Origin of the sequence: Mitsuaria sp. PDC51 (assembly GCF_900113225.1) — a bacterium.
Classification (GTDB): domain Bacteria; phylum Pseudomonadota; class Gammaproteobacteria; order Burkholderiales; family Burkholderiaceae_C; genus Roseateles.
The window spans coordinates 749,043-765,557 of the sequence record NZ_FOZE01000001.1 but is presented as its reverse complement, the minus strand read 5'-3'; the positions used below and the strand labels follow the sequence as shown (position 1 = coordinate 765,557).

The 16,515-nt window shown below is 69.4% G+C and carries 13 protein-coding genes; 2 read left to right on the top strand and 11 right to left on the bottom strand.

The window, feature by feature from the left end; genetic code table 11:
- Positions 1–57: 57 nt before the first annotated feature.
- From BM393_RS03400 to kduI, 11 genes are all read right to left on the bottom strand, one after another.
- A complete protein-coding gene (locus tag BM393_RS03400) occupies positions 58–1,053 on the bottom strand; it encodes a tripartite tricarboxylate transporter substrate binding protein (RefSeq protein WP_091721929.1) in 996 nt (331 codons plus the stop codon).
- Positions 1,054–1,319: 266 nt separating this feature from the next.
- Positions 1,320–2,066, bottom strand: a complete 747-nt coding sequence (locus BM393_RS03395; RefSeq protein ID WP_091721926.1) for a FadR/GntR family transcriptional regulator — start codon at positions 2,064–2,066, stop codon at positions 1,320–1,322.
- A gap of 135 nt (positions 2,067–2,201) precedes the next feature.
- Positions 2,202–3,005: a DNA-binding transcriptional regulator KdgR gene (gene kdgR / locus BM393_RS03390; protein WP_091721923.1), complete on the bottom strand. Its 804-nt coding sequence runs from the start codon at positions 3,003–3,005 to the stop codon at positions 2,202–2,204.
- 29 nt (positions 3,006–3,034) lie between these two features.
- Positions 3,035–5,431 carry a pectinesterase family protein gene (locus BM393_RS03385; protein WP_091721919.1) on the bottom strand — a complete coding sequence of 799 codons (2,397 nt, stop codon included), beginning with the start codon at positions 5,429–5,431 and terminating at the stop codon, positions 3,035–3,037.
- On the bottom strand, positions 5,431–6,582 hold the full coding sequence (locus BM393_RS03380) for an oligogalacturonate lyase family protein (protein ID WP_091721916.1): 1,152 nt from the start codon (positions 6,580–6,582) through the stop codon (positions 5,431–5,433). Before BM393_RS03380 ends, BM393_RS03385 begins: the two co-directional genes overlap by 1 nt.
- 28 nt (positions 6,583–6,610) lie before the next feature.
- Positions 6,611–7,951 (bottom strand): ABC transporter substrate-binding protein, encoded by a 1,341-nt coding sequence (locus BM393_RS03375; protein WP_091721913.1) that lies wholly within the window; start codon positions 7,949–7,951, stop codon positions 6,611–6,613.
- Positions 7,948–9,108: an ABC transporter ATP-binding protein gene (locus tag BM393_RS03370; RefSeq protein ID WP_091721910.1), complete on the bottom strand. Its 1,161-nt coding sequence runs from the start codon at positions 9,106–9,108 to the stop codon at positions 7,948–7,950. The genes BM393_RS03375 and BM393_RS03370 overlap by 4 nt, the downstream gene beginning before the upstream one ends.
- Before the next feature lie 13 nt (positions 9,109–9,121).
- The gene (locus tag BM393_RS03365) at positions 9,122–10,075 is read right to left on the bottom strand and encodes a carbohydrate ABC transporter permease (protein ID WP_091721907.1); all 954 of its coding nucleotides are present in this window, start codon (positions 10,073–10,075) and stop codon (positions 9,122–9,124) included.
- Positions 10,072–10,959: a carbohydrate ABC transporter permease gene (locus BM393_RS03360; protein ID WP_091721903.1), complete on the bottom strand. Its 888-nt coding sequence runs from the start codon at positions 10,957–10,959 to the stop codon at positions 10,072–10,074. The genes BM393_RS03365 and BM393_RS03360 overlap by 4 nt, the downstream gene beginning before the upstream one ends.
- A 63-nt stretch (positions 10,960–11,022) precedes the next feature.
- Positions 11,023–11,793, bottom strand: a complete 771-nt coding sequence (gene kduD / locus BM393_RS03355) for a 2-dehydro-3-deoxy-D-gluconate 5-dehydrogenase KduD (RefSeq protein ID WP_254783191.1) — start codon at positions 11,791–11,793, stop codon at positions 11,023–11,025.
- Positions 11,794–11,828: 35 nt separating this feature from the next.
- Complete coding sequence (gene kduI / locus BM393_RS03350; RefSeq protein WP_091721898.1) at positions 11,829–12,665, bottom strand: 5-dehydro-4-deoxy-D-glucuronate isomerase; 837 nt, start codon at positions 12,663–12,665, stop codon at positions 11,829–11,831.
- A 261-nt stretch (positions 12,666–12,926) separates the two neighbouring features.
- Between kduI and BM393_RS03345 the strand changes: the two genes are divergently transcribed.
- Positions 12,927–13,259: a cupin domain-containing protein gene (locus tag BM393_RS03345; protein ID WP_091721894.1), complete on the top strand. Its 333-nt coding sequence runs from the start codon at positions 12,927–12,929 to the stop codon at positions 13,257–13,259.
- A 193-nt stretch (positions 13,260–13,452) separates the two neighbouring features.
- Positions 13,453–16,482 carry a TonB-dependent receptor gene (locus BM393_RS03340; RefSeq protein WP_091721890.1) on the top strand — a complete coding sequence of 1,010 codons (3,030 nt, stop codon included), beginning with the start codon at positions 13,453–13,455 and terminating at the stop codon, positions 16,480–16,482.
- Positions 16,483–16,515 lie beyond the last annotated feature (33 nt).

The following is a 16,515-nucleotide window of genomic DNA, read 5'->3' as shown; positions in this document are numbered from 1 at the left end:
ACGAGGGGACTGCTTGCGCTCACAGGGGGCTCCTGGTCGGAATCGCGGGAACGGGGATCAATCGGCGGTGATCTTGCGGGTCTCGATGACCTGCTTCCAGCGGGCGAATTCGGCCTTCTGGAAGCTCTGCGCCTGGTCCGGCGTGTTGGCGACGATCTCGATGCCGATGTCGGTGAACTTCTGCTTCACCGCGGGCTCGTGCAGCGCCGCGACCAGGTCCTTCTGCAGCTGCGCGCGCACCGCCGGCGGCAGGCCGCGCGGGGCGGCCACGCCCTGCCAGGAGTAGACGTCGGCGCCCTTGATGCCGGACTCGGCCAGCGTCGGCACGTTGGGCAGCACGGCCGAGCGCTTGTCGCCGGTGACGGCCAGCGCGCGCAGCTTGCCGCCGACGATGTGCGGCAGCACGGCGTTGACGTTCTGGAAGGAGGCGTCGACCTGCGCGCCGAGCAGGTCGGTGATGGCCGGCGAGCCGCCCTTGTAAGGCACGTGCAGGCCGTTGGTGCCGGTCTGCAGCCAGAAGAGCTCGGCGGTGAGGTGGTCGGAGGAGCCGTTGCCCGAGGAGGCGAAGGTCATCTTGCCCGGGTCCTTCTTCAGCGCGTCGATGACGTCCTTGACGCTCTTGAGCGGCGAGGCCGCCGGCACGACCAGCACGTTGGGCGCCTGCATGGCGACGGTGAGCAGGTCGATGTCCTTGAGCGCGTCGTACTGGACCGCCTTGAGCAGGTGGGGCGCGATCACGAACGGACCGAGCGAGGACACCAGCAGCGTGTAGCCGTCGGCCGGCGCGCGCTTGACCTGCGAGGTGCCGAGCGTGCCGGTGGCGCCGGGGCGGTTGTCGACGATGACCGTCTGGCCCCACTTCTTCTGCAGCTCGGCGCCCAGGGCGCGGGCGAGCATGTCGGTCGAGCCGCCGGCCGGGAAGGGCACGACGAGGGTGACGGGGTGATCGGGGAAGCCGTTGGCATGGGCCAGGGTGGCGGTGCACAGGGACAGGACGGCGGCGCCGAGGGCGGCGCCGGCCTTGACGGCCAGGCGGCGGGTCAGGACGGTCATGGTTTGTCTCCGGGAAGGAACCGTGGAAGCCGCTCTTGATGCGCCCCGGTGCTCAGTCCGAAGCGGGGGTGGCGGCCTTGTTGTCAGTCATCATACAAGTTGAGTTCCGACGGTGACAAGGCACCGCACTGCACTCGGAGATCGGGGAAAACACGCAGAACTAGCGATTGCGGGAAAGAAGGGGCTGGAAGTTGACGGTGGAGGAAACCAGGCCCAGCGACGAAGCGCCAGCCGTCGCCGACTGAAGCCCGCCGCGGCCGCTGCGTTCAGCGCTGTTCCTGCAACGCCAGCGCCGCGCGGCGGCGGCGTTCGCGGCTGTTGGCCAGGTGGGTGCGCATCGCCGCGCGCGCGGCCTCGGCGTCGCGCGCGGCGATCGCGTCGAGGATGCTTTCATGCTCCGCGTTCACGCGCAGCAGATAGTCGCGCTGCGCGATCGGGTCCTCGTCGCCGGCGGCCTGCAGGCTGGCCAGGCGCGCCCGCGGGATGCTCGGCGCGCCCAGCGTCGCCATCAGTTGCTCGAAATGCGGATTGCCCGTCGCGCGGGCGATCTCCAGGTGGAACTGGAAGTCCGCCGCCACCGCGTCGCGGCCCGCCAGCGCCGCTTCCGCGAAGGCGCCCACCGCCGCCCGCATCGCGTCCAGGTGCGCGTCCCCGCGCCGCTGCGCCGCCAGCGCCGCGGCTTCGGTCTCGACGCCGATGCGCAGTTCCAGCACCGCGACGACATCGTGCAGCGTCGCCATCTGCTCGGCACCGATGCGGAAGGGCCCGCCCTCCCCCAGCCCCAGCACGAAGGTCCCGATGCCATGCCGCGTCTCGACCAGCCCGGCCGCCTGCAGCTTGGAGATCGCTTCCCGGACCACCGTCCGGCTGACCTCGAACTCGGCCATGATCGCCGCTTCGGTCGGCAGCTTGTCACCGCTGGCCAGCGCGCCCGCGCGGATGCGGTCCTCCAGCGCCCGGACAAGTCCGAGGGCCAGCGATTTCGGGCGGGTACGGGTCAGCGGCACAGTCATCAGGGGCTCAGTTGTACGACAACATCGGTCCACGCGACAACCGCGTTATCGCGGTGTCGCGCCGATGCAGCGCGAAAAGGGAATGGGACGGGAACGAAGAAGGCCGCGATTGTCCCGTGCCTGAGCCGCCCGGGTTTAGGTGTCGAGCGGGAACTTCGCGCAGCCCAGCCGCGCCGAGATGTCGCGGCTGGCCGCCTGCAGCATCGCCACCACCTCGGGCGCCTTGGCCTCGTCGTAGCGGAAGGTGGGGAAGCTCACGCTCATGCCGGCGATGGGCTGGCCCAGCCGGTCGAAGATCGGCACGCCCAGGCAGCGGATGTGGTCGTCGAATTCCTCGCGGTCCTCGCCGAAGCCCTGCGCCTTCACCCGCTCCAGCTCGGCCTGGAAGGCGGCCGGCTCGGTGATCGTCTTGTCGCGGAAGCGCTGGAACTCCGCGCCGGCCAGCACGCGCGCGCGGCGCTCCGGATGCTCCCAGGCCATCAGCACCTTGCCGATCGCGGTGCAGTGCAGCGGCGCGCGGCGACCGATGCGCGAGTACATGCCCAGCATGTGCCGGGAGTCGACCTTGTGGACGTAGATGATCTCGCTGTCGATCAGCGTGCCCAGGTGGACCGTCTCGCCGGTGGCGTCGGCCAGCATCTGCATGTGGTGCTTGGACAGGTCGACCAGGTCCGGATACTGCAGCGCCTTGGCGCCGATCTCGAAGACCTTCATCGCCAGCCCGTAGCGCTCGCTGTCGGACTCCTGGTGCACGTAGCCCAGGGTCTTCATCGTCTGCAGGAAGCGGTAGACCGTGGCCTTGGGCATGGCCAGCCGCACCGAGAGCTCCGAGATGCCGGTGTCGCTGCGTTCCGACAGGGCCTGCAGGATGGCAAAGACCTTGAGCACCGCGGCCACCGACTCGGGCTGCTGCTTGCCATCGTTCAGATCGTCATCCATGCGCAACGTGTTCCTGGAAAGGGAAGATTTCACCACAGCCGGCCGGTGCCCGCGCCCGCGCGAACCCGGGCCGGCACCTCGGTCGCGGCCTCGATGGGCAGGCGGTACGGCGGCGTCCAGCCGGCCTCGCCGGCGACCGGCCGGTCCGGATTCGCGGCACGGAGCATGCCCACCAGGTCGACCGGCTCGCCGTTGAAGCGCGAGCCGCGGTCCTCGATCCGGTCGCCCTTGAGCAGCCGCGCCACCCGCCCCGGCGCGATGCCGGCCGCCGCCTCCCAGGCGTTGGCCTCGCTCAGCACCTGCGACTCGAGGCCCGCGCCGATCGAGTAGGCGTAGGGATAGTCCCCCGCCGGCGCCGGCAGGTAGAGGTTGTTGGCGACATGCACCTGGCCGTAGCGCACCCGCGGCGCGCGCTCCTTCACCTGCTCCCACAGGTTGTGATGCAGCGTGACGCGCAGGTGCCCGCGGTCGTCGCGATGGCCGTCGCCGCCGCCGATCAGCATGGTCTTGTCGTGGCGGCGGAAGACGTTCCAGGACACGGTCACGAAGTCGGAGCGCCGCGTGATGTCCAGCAAGCCGTCATGGCGCTGCATCCGCTGGCCGAGCACCACCGGCTCGCGCGGATCGGGCCGGGCGCCGTCGTCGAAGACGCAGTGGTCGATCCACACCTGCGTCGCCTCGCGCAGCGAGACGGTGTCGTACTCGGAGTTCCATTCGCCATGCCCGTTGTCGTTCGGGTCCCAGGCGGGGAAGAAATCGTAGGCATCGGAGAAACGCAGGTTGCGCAGGATCACCTGCGAGACCTTCTCCAGCATCAGCGAGCCGTTGTCGAATCCGGCATCGGGCGTGAGGCCGACGATCGTCGTGTTGGACGGCACCTTGACGACGACCTGCGCCGCCTGGCGCCGCGCGGACCGCTTGCGCGCCTCCTCGAGCGGCCCTTCGGGCGGGCGACGACCCCAGGTGGCCGGGTCGTACTGGCGCGCGAAGGCGTCGAGATCGAAAGCCGGATCGCGGAAATCCTCGATGCCCAGCGGGCGGCCGGACGCGTCCGCCGCCAGGTCGATGCGCGCCGCCAGCGCGATCAGCTTGGGCGTGTCGCCGAGCGCCAGCGCGGCATCGAGCTCGGCCCGCGTGCGCACGACGCGGATGGCCTCGGCCTTCGCCTTCGCGCCGCCTGCCGTGCCGCCGTTCATCGAGGCCCAGCCATCGCCGGGCGCGATCGCGTCGAAGGCCGCGGCGGGCACCGCGTCGGGGGACGCGGCTGGCGACGCGGCGGTCGACGCGACATTGCGGTACTCGGCCATGCGGTTGGCCGCTTCGCCGGTCGCGGCGAATGGGCGGCGCGAGGTCGAGGCCGCCCAGGCCGTCAGATGAGGACCGAGCTGGCTGTCCCGGATCACCGCCTGGCCGTTGGGCGTCGACGGCGACCGGCGCCATTCGCCGGCCTTCACGCCGCGGTCCCAGGCCCGGCCCAGGCGCACGCTGCCCGGCGCCACGCCGGGCTCCGCCACCCAGCGTGTGCCTTGCACGAGGAAGCCGCGCGGCACGCCATCGGGCGTGCTGGGCGCGAGCACGACGCCGCCCTGCCCCGGCGAGCGCCGCCCGGCGCGGCTCACGATGACGCTGTCGTCGATCACCAGCGTCGCGCCGCCGAAGATGAAATCGACGTCGCCGCGAATCTCGCCGGCATGCACGAACACGCGCGACTCGCTCGCGAGGTCCTCACTGGCGCGCTCGGCATAGAAGGTGTCCTGGTGCCCGAGCAGCCGCACCTGCTCGAGCTGGATCCGGTCGCCGCGCGTCATCAGCGCGACGGCCTGCGCGCCGCCGCTCTCGCCGACGCCGGGCGGGTAGCCCTGCCCGGCGCGCACGTGGTCCATCGCATCGTTGGCGATGGTCAGCCGCGCGAGTTGCACGTCGTCGCTGAACAGCATCACGCTGGCGCTGCCCGGTGTCCCGAAGGTCTCCGCGTCGAGCAGCGGCATGCAGCGGTGCGCGACGGCGCCGCGCGCCTTCGGCAGCGCGTTGTAGCGGCCCTCGACGATCACGACCTCCGCGGGATCGCCACGCCCATACAGCGTGAACGGCGCCTTGTCCTGGATGCAGAGCGGCTCGCGATAAGTGCCCGGCTTGACGAGCACGTAGGCGCGCGCCGGGGCCGCCGATCCGCCCTGCCCCTTGGCCGGCAAGGCATCGATCGCGGCCTGCAGCGTGCGGTGCGTGCCGCTCCCGTCGGCGGCGACGACGAAGGTCGGCGTCCAGCGCGCGGGATCGAGCGTCTGCGGCCGCCAATCACCGAGGTAGCGCGCGGCCGTGGCCTGGGCGGCCGCGTCGTCGCCGAGTTGCGGCCGGTCCTGCGCCCACGCGGCCTGCAGCGCCGCCACGCACAGCCCCGCCATCACCGCGCCGCGCCAGCCCCGCATCACAGGTCCGCCAGGTACAGCGCCGGCTCGCCCTCGGCATCGGCGCTGAACAGCACCTGCCGCTCGTCGGGCGTGAACGACGGATGCGGATGCGTGACCTGCCGGTTGCCCTTGTAGACACGCCACGAGCTGTCATGCCGCGCCACGCGCCGTTCGGTGCCGGCCTTCAGGTCGAACAGGTGCAGGAAGGGATCGGTCGCGATCTGGTGGCTGCCGGTGTCGGCGACATCCGCCGGCGAGTCGCAGCCATCGCCGATCAGCAGCGTGCCGTCGTGGTTGCTCATCAGGTGCGAGCACGGTGGCATCTTCGTGAGGCGCCGGGATTGAAGCGTCATGGGATCGAGCGCGCAGATCCATCGATCGCGCTGCCCCTTCAGGTAGGAGACGTAGATCATCGCGGAACCGTCCGGCACCCAGAACTCATGCGTGCAGCTTTCGCCCTTGTCTTGACGCCGCCCGCACCGGACGTTGCCGCCGTCCTCGTCGACGAACCACATGCGCGCATCCACCAGGTCGTGCGGCCCTTCGTGGCAGTACGCGACCGTGTGGTCGTCGCCGGGTCGGTACTGCGGATGGCCCAGCCAGCCCTGCTGCTCGAGGATCACCTCGCGCGCACCGGTGGCCAGGTCGATGCGGATCAGCCGGCAGCGCGGCTTCGCATGGAACATCTGGTGGAACTTCTGCCAGTCGCTGAGCGGGAACCAGTCGCTCGCGGCGATCTCGATGCCGACCATCTTCGTGCAGGCGCTGTTCGAGACCCAGGTGCCGTAACCCACCCAGCCCTCGGGCACGGTGTAGACGACCTCCTCGCTCAGGTCGCGCAGCGCCAGGCGGATCAGGCGCCGCTCCGCGCGGACGAAGTACAGGTGCTGGTCGTCGGGGCTCAGGAAGCCGCCGAAGGTGTTCTCGCCCGCCTGGTCGGTGAGCTGCGTCGCGACCTGCGAGCCGAGGTCCAGCAGGTGGTAGTTCCAGCTCGAGCCGGGCCCGAACTCGGCGCCGAAGATCAGCCGCTGCCCATCGTTGGTGAAGCACTTCTGATAGAAGTAGTTGCGGTGGCAGGTCACGTCGGTGGGCGTGAGCCGGGTGACGCGCGCACCGGTATCGGGGTCCTCGCGGGTGACGAAGCGCAGCTGGCGTTCGGTGGCTTTCATGGTCGCTTTGATCCTCGGGAAGACAGGTTCACTTGATCCGTTGCAGCAGGGCCTGGCCTTCGCCGACCAGGCGGCGCGCGGCGTCGACCTCGGTGGTCTTGCCATAGGCGACGGTCTCGAAGACCTCGCGCATGAACTTGTGCAGCCGCGCATGCTCGAACAGCGGCGCCGGGCGCTTGAGCCGGCCCGACTCGCGCTGGGCCTTGATCTGCTCATGCGCCGCGACCTCCAGCGGCGGCAGGGTGCCGGCCGCCTTCAGTTGCTCGAAGGGGCCGCGCGCCGACGGCAGGCCGCGCGTGCGGCCGAGCAGGGTCGCGGCCTCGGGGTCGGTCAGCAGGAAGTTGACGAGCCGCGCGGCCAGCTCGGCCCGGCCGTTCTTCTCGGCATGGCGGCTCACCGCGTACATCACCGTGGGCCGGCCGAACATGCCGCTGTCCAGCGCGCCGGGCAGCGTCGGGAAGTCGCCGAGCACCAGCTTCTGCTGCTTGTCCAGCGTCGACGCGCGCAGCCCGATCACCGAGTCCCAGGTGTAGTTCCCCGCCCAGCGGCCGACCACCCAGTCGGGTTGCTGCTCGGTCGGCTTCTCGGCGCCGCCCAGGCTCGCGCGCAGCGGCAGCGGCGTGGCGACGTGCTCGGTGACGAGCCGCTTGTAGATGCGGACCCAGTCCAGCGCGGCCGCCTCGTTCATCGCCACGCGCGGCGACGCGGGATCGACATAGGGCGTGCCGTGGCGCTGCTGCACCCAGGCCTGGGAGAGCAGCATCATGTCGTACAGCTCGCCGTCCAGCGGGTAGGCGTCCTGGCCCAGGAGGCGGCGGAAGGCCGGTCCGGTGGCGAAGAGCTCGTCCCAGCTGCGCGGCAGCGCGAGGCCCGCACGATCGAAGGCCGCCTGGTTCCACAGCATCACCCGCGCGCTGAAGGACACCGGCAGTGCGTTGAGCTTGCCCGCGACCTCGCCATACGCGAGGTCTTCCCGGTCGAACTGGGCCAGGTCCAGCAGCGCCGCATGCCGGTGCAGGTCGGCGAAGCCGTTGCCGCGCTTGCTGAACATCGCCAGCCAGGCCCAGTTGATCTGCATGACTTCGGGCTCGGAGCCGCCGGCGATCTGCGTCGTCAGGCGCTCCAGGTAGCCGTTGAAGCCCATGTATTCGGCCTTCACCCGCACGCCGTGGCGGCGCTCGAAAAGCGCCAGCGCCTTGAGCGTCGCTTCGTGCCGGCCCGCGCCGCCCCACCAGGCGAAGCGCAGCACGGTGGCCTTGTCCTGCCCGCGCAGCACCGCCGGCGCCGTCAGCGCGGCGCCCAGCCCCGCGGCGGCGACCGCGGCGCCGCCTGCCGCCAGACCCAGCACCTGTCGTCTCGGCAGGCTCATGCGCGCGTCCCCAGCGCGGCGGACATCAGGTTCACGCCACTGCCCGCGTCGAAGAGGTGGCAGGCCGACAGCTGCAGATGCAGCGTCAGCGCATCGCCGCGCGCCAGGCCCTGCAACGCGATCGCCTGCTCGGCCGGGATGCGCGCCGTGATCGGCAGCGCGCCCAGCTCTGCATGCAGGTAGACCTCCGAGCCCATGTGCTCGGTGAAGCGCAGCCGCGCCGTGACGCCGACGCTGTCGCCCTGCACGCGCGGCGCCAGGCCGATGTGCTCCGGCCGCAGGCCGAAGGTCACCGCCGCATCCGCCAGGCGCGGCAGCGCCGCGATGCCCGCGGCCTTGTCCGCGGGCAGCGGCAGCCGCGCGCCGCCGACCTCGACGGCCAGCCCGGTGTCGGTGGCTTGCAGGCGCGCCTCGAGCAGGTTCATCTCCGGCGAGCCGATGAAGCCGGCGACAAAGGCGTTGGCCGGCCGGTCGTAGAGCGCCGTCGGCGTGTCGACCTGCTGGATCACGCCCTCCTTGAGGACGCAGATGCGCTCGCCCATCGTCATCGCCTCGACCTGGTCGTGGGTGACGTAGATCGTGGTGGCGGGCTGCTGGCTGTCGCGCAGCGTGCGGTGCAGCTCGGTCAGCCGCACCCGCATCGCGGCGCGCAGCTTGGCGTCGAGGTTGGACAGCGGCTCGTCGAAGAGGAAGACGTCCGGCTTCTTCACGATCGCCCGGCCCACCGCGACGCGCTGCGCCTGGCCGCCGGACAGCTGCTTCGGATAGCGGTCCAGCAGGTGCTCCATCTCCAGCAGCTTCGCGGCATGGCGCACGCGCTGGTCGAGCTCGGCCTTGGGCGTGCCCGCCAGCTTCAGGCCGAAGGCCAGGTTGTCGTAGACCTTCATGTGGGGATACAGCGCGTAGTTCTGGAACACCATCGCGATGCCGCGCTGCTTGGGCGCCAGCGCGTTGACGGCGCGGTCGCCGATGCGCAGCTCGCCGCCGGTGATGCTCTCCAGCCCCGCGATCATCCGCAGCAGCGTCGACTTCGCGCAGCCCGAGGGACCGACGAAGACCATGAACTCGCCGTCGCGCACCTCCAGGTCCACGCCGTGCACGGCCTTGAATCCGTTGGGGTACACCTTCTCGACCTTGTTGAGGCTCAGTCTTGCCATGCCGATGTCCTTGTCAGCCTTTGACGCCCGAGGACGTCGCGCCCTCGATGAAATGCTTCTGCGCCGCGAAGAACACGGCGATCGACGGGATCAGCGCCACCACCGAGATCGCGATCACGTTGGCCCACTCGACCTCCTCGGTCGCGCCGATGCTCATCTTCAGCGCCAGCGAGACCGGGTACTTCTCCACCGAGGCCAGGTAGATCAGCGGGCCCATGAAGTCGTTCATCGTCCAGATGAACTGGAAGACGATCACCGAGATGATGGCCGGCTTGAGCAGCGGCACGATGATGTGCCACAGCAGCTGCAGCGCATTGCAGCCGTCGATCTGGGCGGCCTCTTCCATGTCGCGCGGGATGCCGCGCAGGAACTGCACCAGCATGAAGACGAAGAAGGTGTCCGTGGCGAAGGCCGAGGGCACGATCAGCGGCAGGTAGGAGTCCAGCCAGCCGATCTCGCGGAACACCAGGTACTGCGGCAGGCGCAGCACGATCAGCGGCAGCATCATCGTGGCGATCATGATGCTGAACAGCAGCTTGCGGCCCCAGAACTCGAAGCGCGCGAAGGCGTAGGCCACCAGCACGCAGGAGATCACCGTCACGACGATGCGCGGGATCGTGATCAGGAAGCTGTTCAGGAAGTAGGTCGCGAAGGTGTACTCGGTGCTGGTCTTCCAGCCCTTGGCGTAGGCGCCGAAGTCGAAGCGGTCGGGCCAGAAGCCGGCGGAGCTGAAGATCTCGGCGTTGCTCTTGAAGGAGGCGCCGACCAGCCATAGCAGGGGGTAGAGCATCACGATGGCGACCGCGGCCAGCGCCAGGTAGCGCAGCGGGCGGTTGCCGCGGTCGCGGCCCAGGGTCAGGGTGGGCGCGGTGCCATGACCGCGGCCCTCACCCCCGCCCTCTCCCGCAAGTGGGAGAGGGGGTTGGAGGGGCGTACTGCGGCGCTGGGGGGTGGGAAGGCGGCTCATCGCTTCGACTCCTTCTCGCCCGAATAGAAGACCCAGTACTTCGAGCTCCAGAAGGACAGCGCCGCCAGTCCGCCGACGAGCGCGAACAGCACCCACGACAGCGCCGCGCCGTAGCCCAGGTTGAAGAAGCGGAAGCTCTGGTCGTAGATGTAGAGCGCCAGCACGTAGGTCGAGTGCAGCGGGCCACCCTCGGTGATCATGTACGGGCCGTTGAATTCCTGGAACGCATGGACCATCTGCATGATCACGTTGAAGAAGATCACCGGCGTGATCAGCGGCACGGTGATCTTCCAGAACTGCTGGGCCTTGCTGGCGCCATCGCACTCGGCCGCCTCGTACAGCGAGATCGACACGTTCTGCAGCGCCGCCAGGAAGATCACCATCGCCGAGCCGAACTGCCACGTGAACAGCAGCACGATGGTCCACATCGAGTAATGCTCGTCGGCAAGCCACGGGATCGGCTCGAGGCCCAGCTTCACCAGCACCAGGTTCACCAGCCCGTTGCGCGCGAAGACGAAGCGCCACAGCACCGCCACCGCGATCGAGCCGCCGAGGATGGACGGGATGTAGAACGCCGCCCGGAAGAAGTTGATGCCGCGCAGCTTGAAATTGAGCACGTGCGCGATGAACAGCGCGAAGCCCACGCGCAGCGGCACCGCCAGCAGCGCGAAGAGCAGCGTCACGCCCAGCGACTTGCGGAACAGCGGGTCCGCGGTGGCGAGTTCCTCGTAGTTGCGCAGCCCCACGAACTGGGGCGGGTCGATCAGGTCGTACTGCGTGAAGCTGAGCGCGAAGCTCATCACGAAGGGGAAGAGCTTGAACAGCAGCACGCCCAGCACGAAAGGCAGGACGAACAGGAAGCCCAGTCGCTTGTTCTCATACATGTGCCGTGTCTCCGTCGGCGGGCGCGCGGGGCCTCTGCGGACCCCGTCGCGCCGAACATGGCGTCAGCGGGCGAGCCACCCGCCGTCGACCGCGACGGTATACCCGTTCACGTAGTCCGAGGCCTTGGAGGCGAGGAACACCACCGGTCCGGCCAGGTCGTCCGGCACGCCCCAGCGGCCCGCGGGGATGCGGTCCAGGATCGCGGCGTTGCGGCTCTCGTCCTGGCGCAGCGCGGCGGTGTTGTTGGTGGCCATGTAGCCGGGCGCGATCGCGTTGACGTTGATGCCGTGCGCCGCCCATTCATTGGCCATCAGCCGGGTGATGCCCATCACGCCGCTCTTGCTGGCGGTGTACGAGGGCACCCGCACGCCGCCCTGGAAGGACAGCATCGACGCCACGTTGATGATCTTGCCACCGCCGCCCTGCGCAAGGTATTGCCTCGCCACGGCCTGCGAGAAGAAGAACACCGTCTTGAGGTTGAGGTCGACGACGTCGTCCCAGTCCTTCTCGCTAAAGCGGATCGCATCCTCGCGCCGGATGATGCCGGCGTTGTTGACCAGGATGTCGACGCGGCCGGTCAGCGACTTGGCCTCGGCCACCAGGCCCTCGATGCAGCTGATGTCGCCGAGGTTGGCGCGCAGATCCAGGAAGCGCCGGCCCAGGCGCTCGACCTCGGTCCGGGTCTCGACCGGGTCGGACACGTTGACGCCGACGATGTGCGCGCCGGCCTGCGCCAGCGCCACCGCCATGCCCTGCCCCAGCCCGGTGTTGCAGCCGGAGACGATGGCCACGCGGCCATCGAGTTGGAAGTTGTCCAGGATCATCTCGTTCATTCCCTTGGTCGGGTGGGGTCGCCAGGCGCGGCGCTTCAGCGCAGCGTCGTCATCGGCACGTGGTCCATGTCCTTGAAGACCTGGTTCTCGCCGACCATGCCCCAGATGAAGGTGTAGGCCTGGGTGCCGACGCCGGAATGGATGGACCAGCTCGGGCTGATCACCGCCTGCTCGTTGCGCACGACCAGGTGGCGGGTCTGCGTCGGCTCGCCCAGCATGTGGAAGACCACCGCGTCGGCCTTCATGTCGAAGTAGAAATAGACCTCCATGCGGCGGTCGTGCTGGTGGCAGGGCATGGTGTTCCAGAGGCTGCCCGGCTCCAGCTGCGTCATGCCCATCAGCAGCTGGCAGGTCGGCAGCACGTCGGGCACGAGGAACTTGTAGATGGTGCGGCGGTTGCTCGTCTCGGGCGCGCCCAGCGTCTCGGGCGAGGCCTCGGCCAGCGTGACCTTGCGCGTCGGATAGGAGGTGTGCGCCGGCGCGCAGTTGAAGTAGAGCTTCGCCGGGTTGGCGCCGTCGACGCTCTTGAACTCGACGATCTTCGCGCCCTGGCCGATGTAGAGCGCCTCGCGCGGGCCGACTTCGTACTGGGTGTCGTCGACGAAGACGCGGGCCGCGCCGCCGATGTTGATCAGCCCCAGCTCGCGGCGCTGCAGGAAGTAGTCGGTGCCGGTGTGCTTGCCCAGGTCCGCCGAGAAGGTCACCGGCTGGGTCACCGGCATGATGCCGCCGACGATGATCCGGTCGATCTGGCTGTAGGTCAGCGTCGCGCGGTCGGGCTGGAACAGGTCCTCGACCAGGAACTGGCGGCGCAGGCCTTCGGTGTCCAGCGTGCGGGCATGCTCGCTGTGGATGGGTTGGCGGATGTCCATGTCTTCCTCGGTGCGGTGGGGGTGTCCGTGCCGCGCGGCTTCGCGCGGCGGCGGAAGGAAACACCCGGCATCGGGGTGCTTCCGGCGACTGATGGGAGCGAAGCGTACGGGCCTGCGGACTTTCCCGGAACTATGGTTTCTATGTAGTGAACCGCTGTTTCAATTTTTCGCGGCCTCGCTATAGTTGCTCGCAACGACGGCCGGGACCCTCCCGGCGCCAGCCGCACCGGCGCTTGCCGGGATCGCGAGGAGACCGCCCCGATGAATCCGTATTTCCTGAACGACGACGCGCCCTGGACCGAGCTCGGCGACGGCATCCGCCGCAAGATCGTCGGCCACACGCCGGAGCTGATGTCGGTGCTGGTGCAGTTCGACGAAGGCGCGATCGGGACGCCGCATGCGCACGACGCGCATGACCAGATCGCGTTCGTCCTGAGCGGCTCCTTCGCCTGCGAGGTCGGCGGCGTGAAACGCACGCTCAAGCCGGGCGACGCCTTCGTCGCGCCGCGGCTGACGACGCATGGCGTCGTCGCGCTGGAGCCCGGCAGCACGCTGCTGGACCAGTTCTCGCCACGGCGCGAGGACTACCTCTGACCCCGACCTGACCCCAGGGTCCGCGCGCGGCGCGGATCGCAGACATCCGCAGTACCGAGGCGGCGATCGCACTGCAGCGACGGCCGCTCCCGACCTGCCGGCGCCCTGCGTGCGCCCGCGACCGACCGATGCCGCGAGAGCGAGGGCCACGATCCCGAGCCCGCGGCCGCAGAAGCACCTTGGAGACAACGTCATGCCCCACCGTCATGGGACTCGCCTCGGGACGACCTCGTCCGATCGTCAGCGCCGCGCGCATCGCGCCGCGTCGCCCACGCCCCGCCTGACCCGCCTCGCCGCCTGCCTGCTGGGCACGGCGACGCTCACGCTGCCCGCCTGGAGCCAGGACCAGGCCGCCCCGGCACCGGCCGCGCCGGCGGCCTCCGCCGCCGCCAGCGACAAGGCGCTCGAGACGGTGGTCGTCACCGGCATCCGGGCGTCGCTGGAAAGCGCGCTGAACGCCAAGCGCCAGGACCGCGGCATCGTCGACGTCATCAAGGCCGAGGACATCGCCAAGTTCCCCGACACCAACCTGGCCGAATCGCTGCAGCGCGTTCCCGGCGTCGTGATCGACCGCGACGCCGGCGAAGGCCGCAACATCACGGTGCGCGGCCTGGGCGCCGACTTCACCCGGGTGCGCATCAACGGCATCGAGGCGCTCGCCACCACGGGCGGCACCGACAGCTCCGGCGGCGCCAACCGCTCGCGCGGCTTCGACTTCAACGTCTTCGCCTCCGAGCTCTTCAACACCATCACCGTGCGCAAGAGCAGCTCGGCGGAAGTGGACGAAGGCTCGCTCGGCGCGACGGTGGACCTGCAGGCGGCGCGGCCCTTCGACTTCAACAAGCGCGTGATCACCGCCTCGGTGAAGGCACGCTACAACGACCTGGCGCGCGAGACCGATCCGCGCGCCGCCTTCCTGATCAGCGACGTCTTCCTCGACAAGCGGCTGGGCGTGCTGGTGTCCGGCGCGTACTCGAAGCGCCGCCTCTTCGAGGAAGGCTTCTCCACGGTGCGCTGGGACAACGGGCCGTCCTCGGGCGGCTGGTGCTCGCCGCAGGGCACGACGCCCGCGAATCCCGCCACCACCGCGGCCAACTGCGGCCCCGCCGCGCAGGGCGTACCGCGCCTGCCCGCGTCCGCCGGCGCGAGTTCGGCCTACAGCCTGGCCAGCAGCGCCGACAACTTCCACCCGCGCCTGCCGCGCTACGGCCGACTCACCCACGACCAGGACCGGCTGGGCCTGACCGGCTCGGTGCAGTTCAAGCCGACCGATCGCACGCTGCTCACCTTCGACATGCTGTATTCGAAGCTGGATGCGACGCGGCGCGAGGACTTCCTCGAGGCGATCTCCTTCAGCCGCACCGCGAGCCAGGGCGGCAAGCCGCAGACCAGCGTCGTCGAGGCGCAGTACGCGCCCAACGGCGCGCTCCAGTACGGCGTCTTCAACGGCGTCGACATCCGCGCCGAGTCGCGCTACGACGAGCTCACCACCACCTTCCGCCAGCCCAGCCTGACGCTGGAGCAGGAGCTTACCGACCATCTCAAGCTCAATGCCAAGGTGGGCCGCGCGGACTCCAAGTTCCGCAACCCGGTGCAGACCACGGTCACGCTGGATGCGCTCAACGTCAACGGCTACACGCTGGACTTCCGCAACGACGACCGCCTGCCGGTCATCAAGTACCCCTTCGACCCGACGGCGCCGAACGGCGCGCTGCAGATCGTCGGCGTCCCGCAGGTCACCACCGGCACGCAGCCCACCACGGTCGCCAACACGACCACCAGCGAGGTCCGCATCCGGCCGCAGGGCGCCAACAACCGCAACGACATCGCCCACCTGGATCTGGCGTGGGAGGTCCTGCCCGACACGCTGACCCTCAAGGCGGGCTACGACTACAAGAAGTACAGCTTCGACACCTACGAATTCCGCCGCATCAACCAGAACGACACCATCTTCTCGCCGGCGGCCGGATCGGGCGTGCTGACGACGATGCTGACCAACTTCGGTCGCGGGCTGAGCCTGCCGGCGGGCACGCCCACGTCCTGGGTCATTCCCGACCTCAACGCCATCGCCGCCGCCTACGACATCTACTGCAACTGCCTCAAGAGCGGGCCTGCGGGCGGACCGGGCGACTTCACCCTGTCCTCCATCACCAACGGCAATGCGCGCGGCAACAACCGCGCGGTGGTCGAGCGCGACCGCGGCGGCTTCGTGCAGGCGGACTTCGAAGGCCGCGTGCTGGGCCTGCGGATGCAGGGCAACGTCGGCGTGCGCTACGTCGTCACCGAGCAGGAGGCCACCGGCTACCTGGCCACCGGCGGCGGCACCGAGGTCGTCATCGGCCAGAAGTACAAGGACTGGCTGCCGGCGCTGAACGTCTCGGCCAACCTCACCAAGGACCTCATCGCGCGCTTCGCCGCGGCCAAGGTCATGGCGCGTCCGCAGCTGGGCAACCTCAACCCGGGCGGCACCATCAGCACCACGGGCACCTTGTCGATCACCACCGGCAATCCGTATCTGAAGCCCTTCCGCGCCAAGACCTTCGACGGCAGCCTGGAGTGGTACTTCGGCCGCAATGCCTTCATCGGCGTGGGCGTGTTCCAGAAGAACATCGACACCTACATCCAGAGCCTGCGCACCAACGCGCCGTACAACCAGACCGGCCTGCCGCTCTCGCTGCTGCCCTCCAACTTCACCGGCGAGGAGGTCTTCCAGCTCACCACGCCGATCAACACCCCGGGGGGCAAGCTGCGCGGCATCGAGCTGAACTACCAGCAGCCGTTCACCTTCCTGCCGTCGTGGGGGCGCAATTTCGGCACGGTCCTCAACTACACCTACGTGAAGTCGAAGATCACCTACCTGGTCTCGCCGACCAGCAACGCCACCATCACCGACGACCTGCTCAACATGTCGCCGAAGTCGTGGAACGCCACGCTGTACTACGACGACGACACCTTCAGCGCCCGGGTCTCGGCCTCCAAGCGCTCGTCCTTCCTGACGCGGGTGCCGGGGCAGAACAACAACGACGTCGAAGGGAAGAACGCCACACTCAACGTGGACGCGTCGATCTCCTACAAGATCAACGACCGGCTCACGGTCACGCTGGAGGGCGTCAACCTGACCAACGAGGCGAACGACCAGTTCATCTCGCGGGCCCGCAACAGCCCGGTGGTCTATCACGTCACCGGCCGCGAGTTCCTGCTGGGCGCCAGCTACAAGTTCTGAGCCACCTCCGCCCTCCCCGCAGCCAGCGAGCCC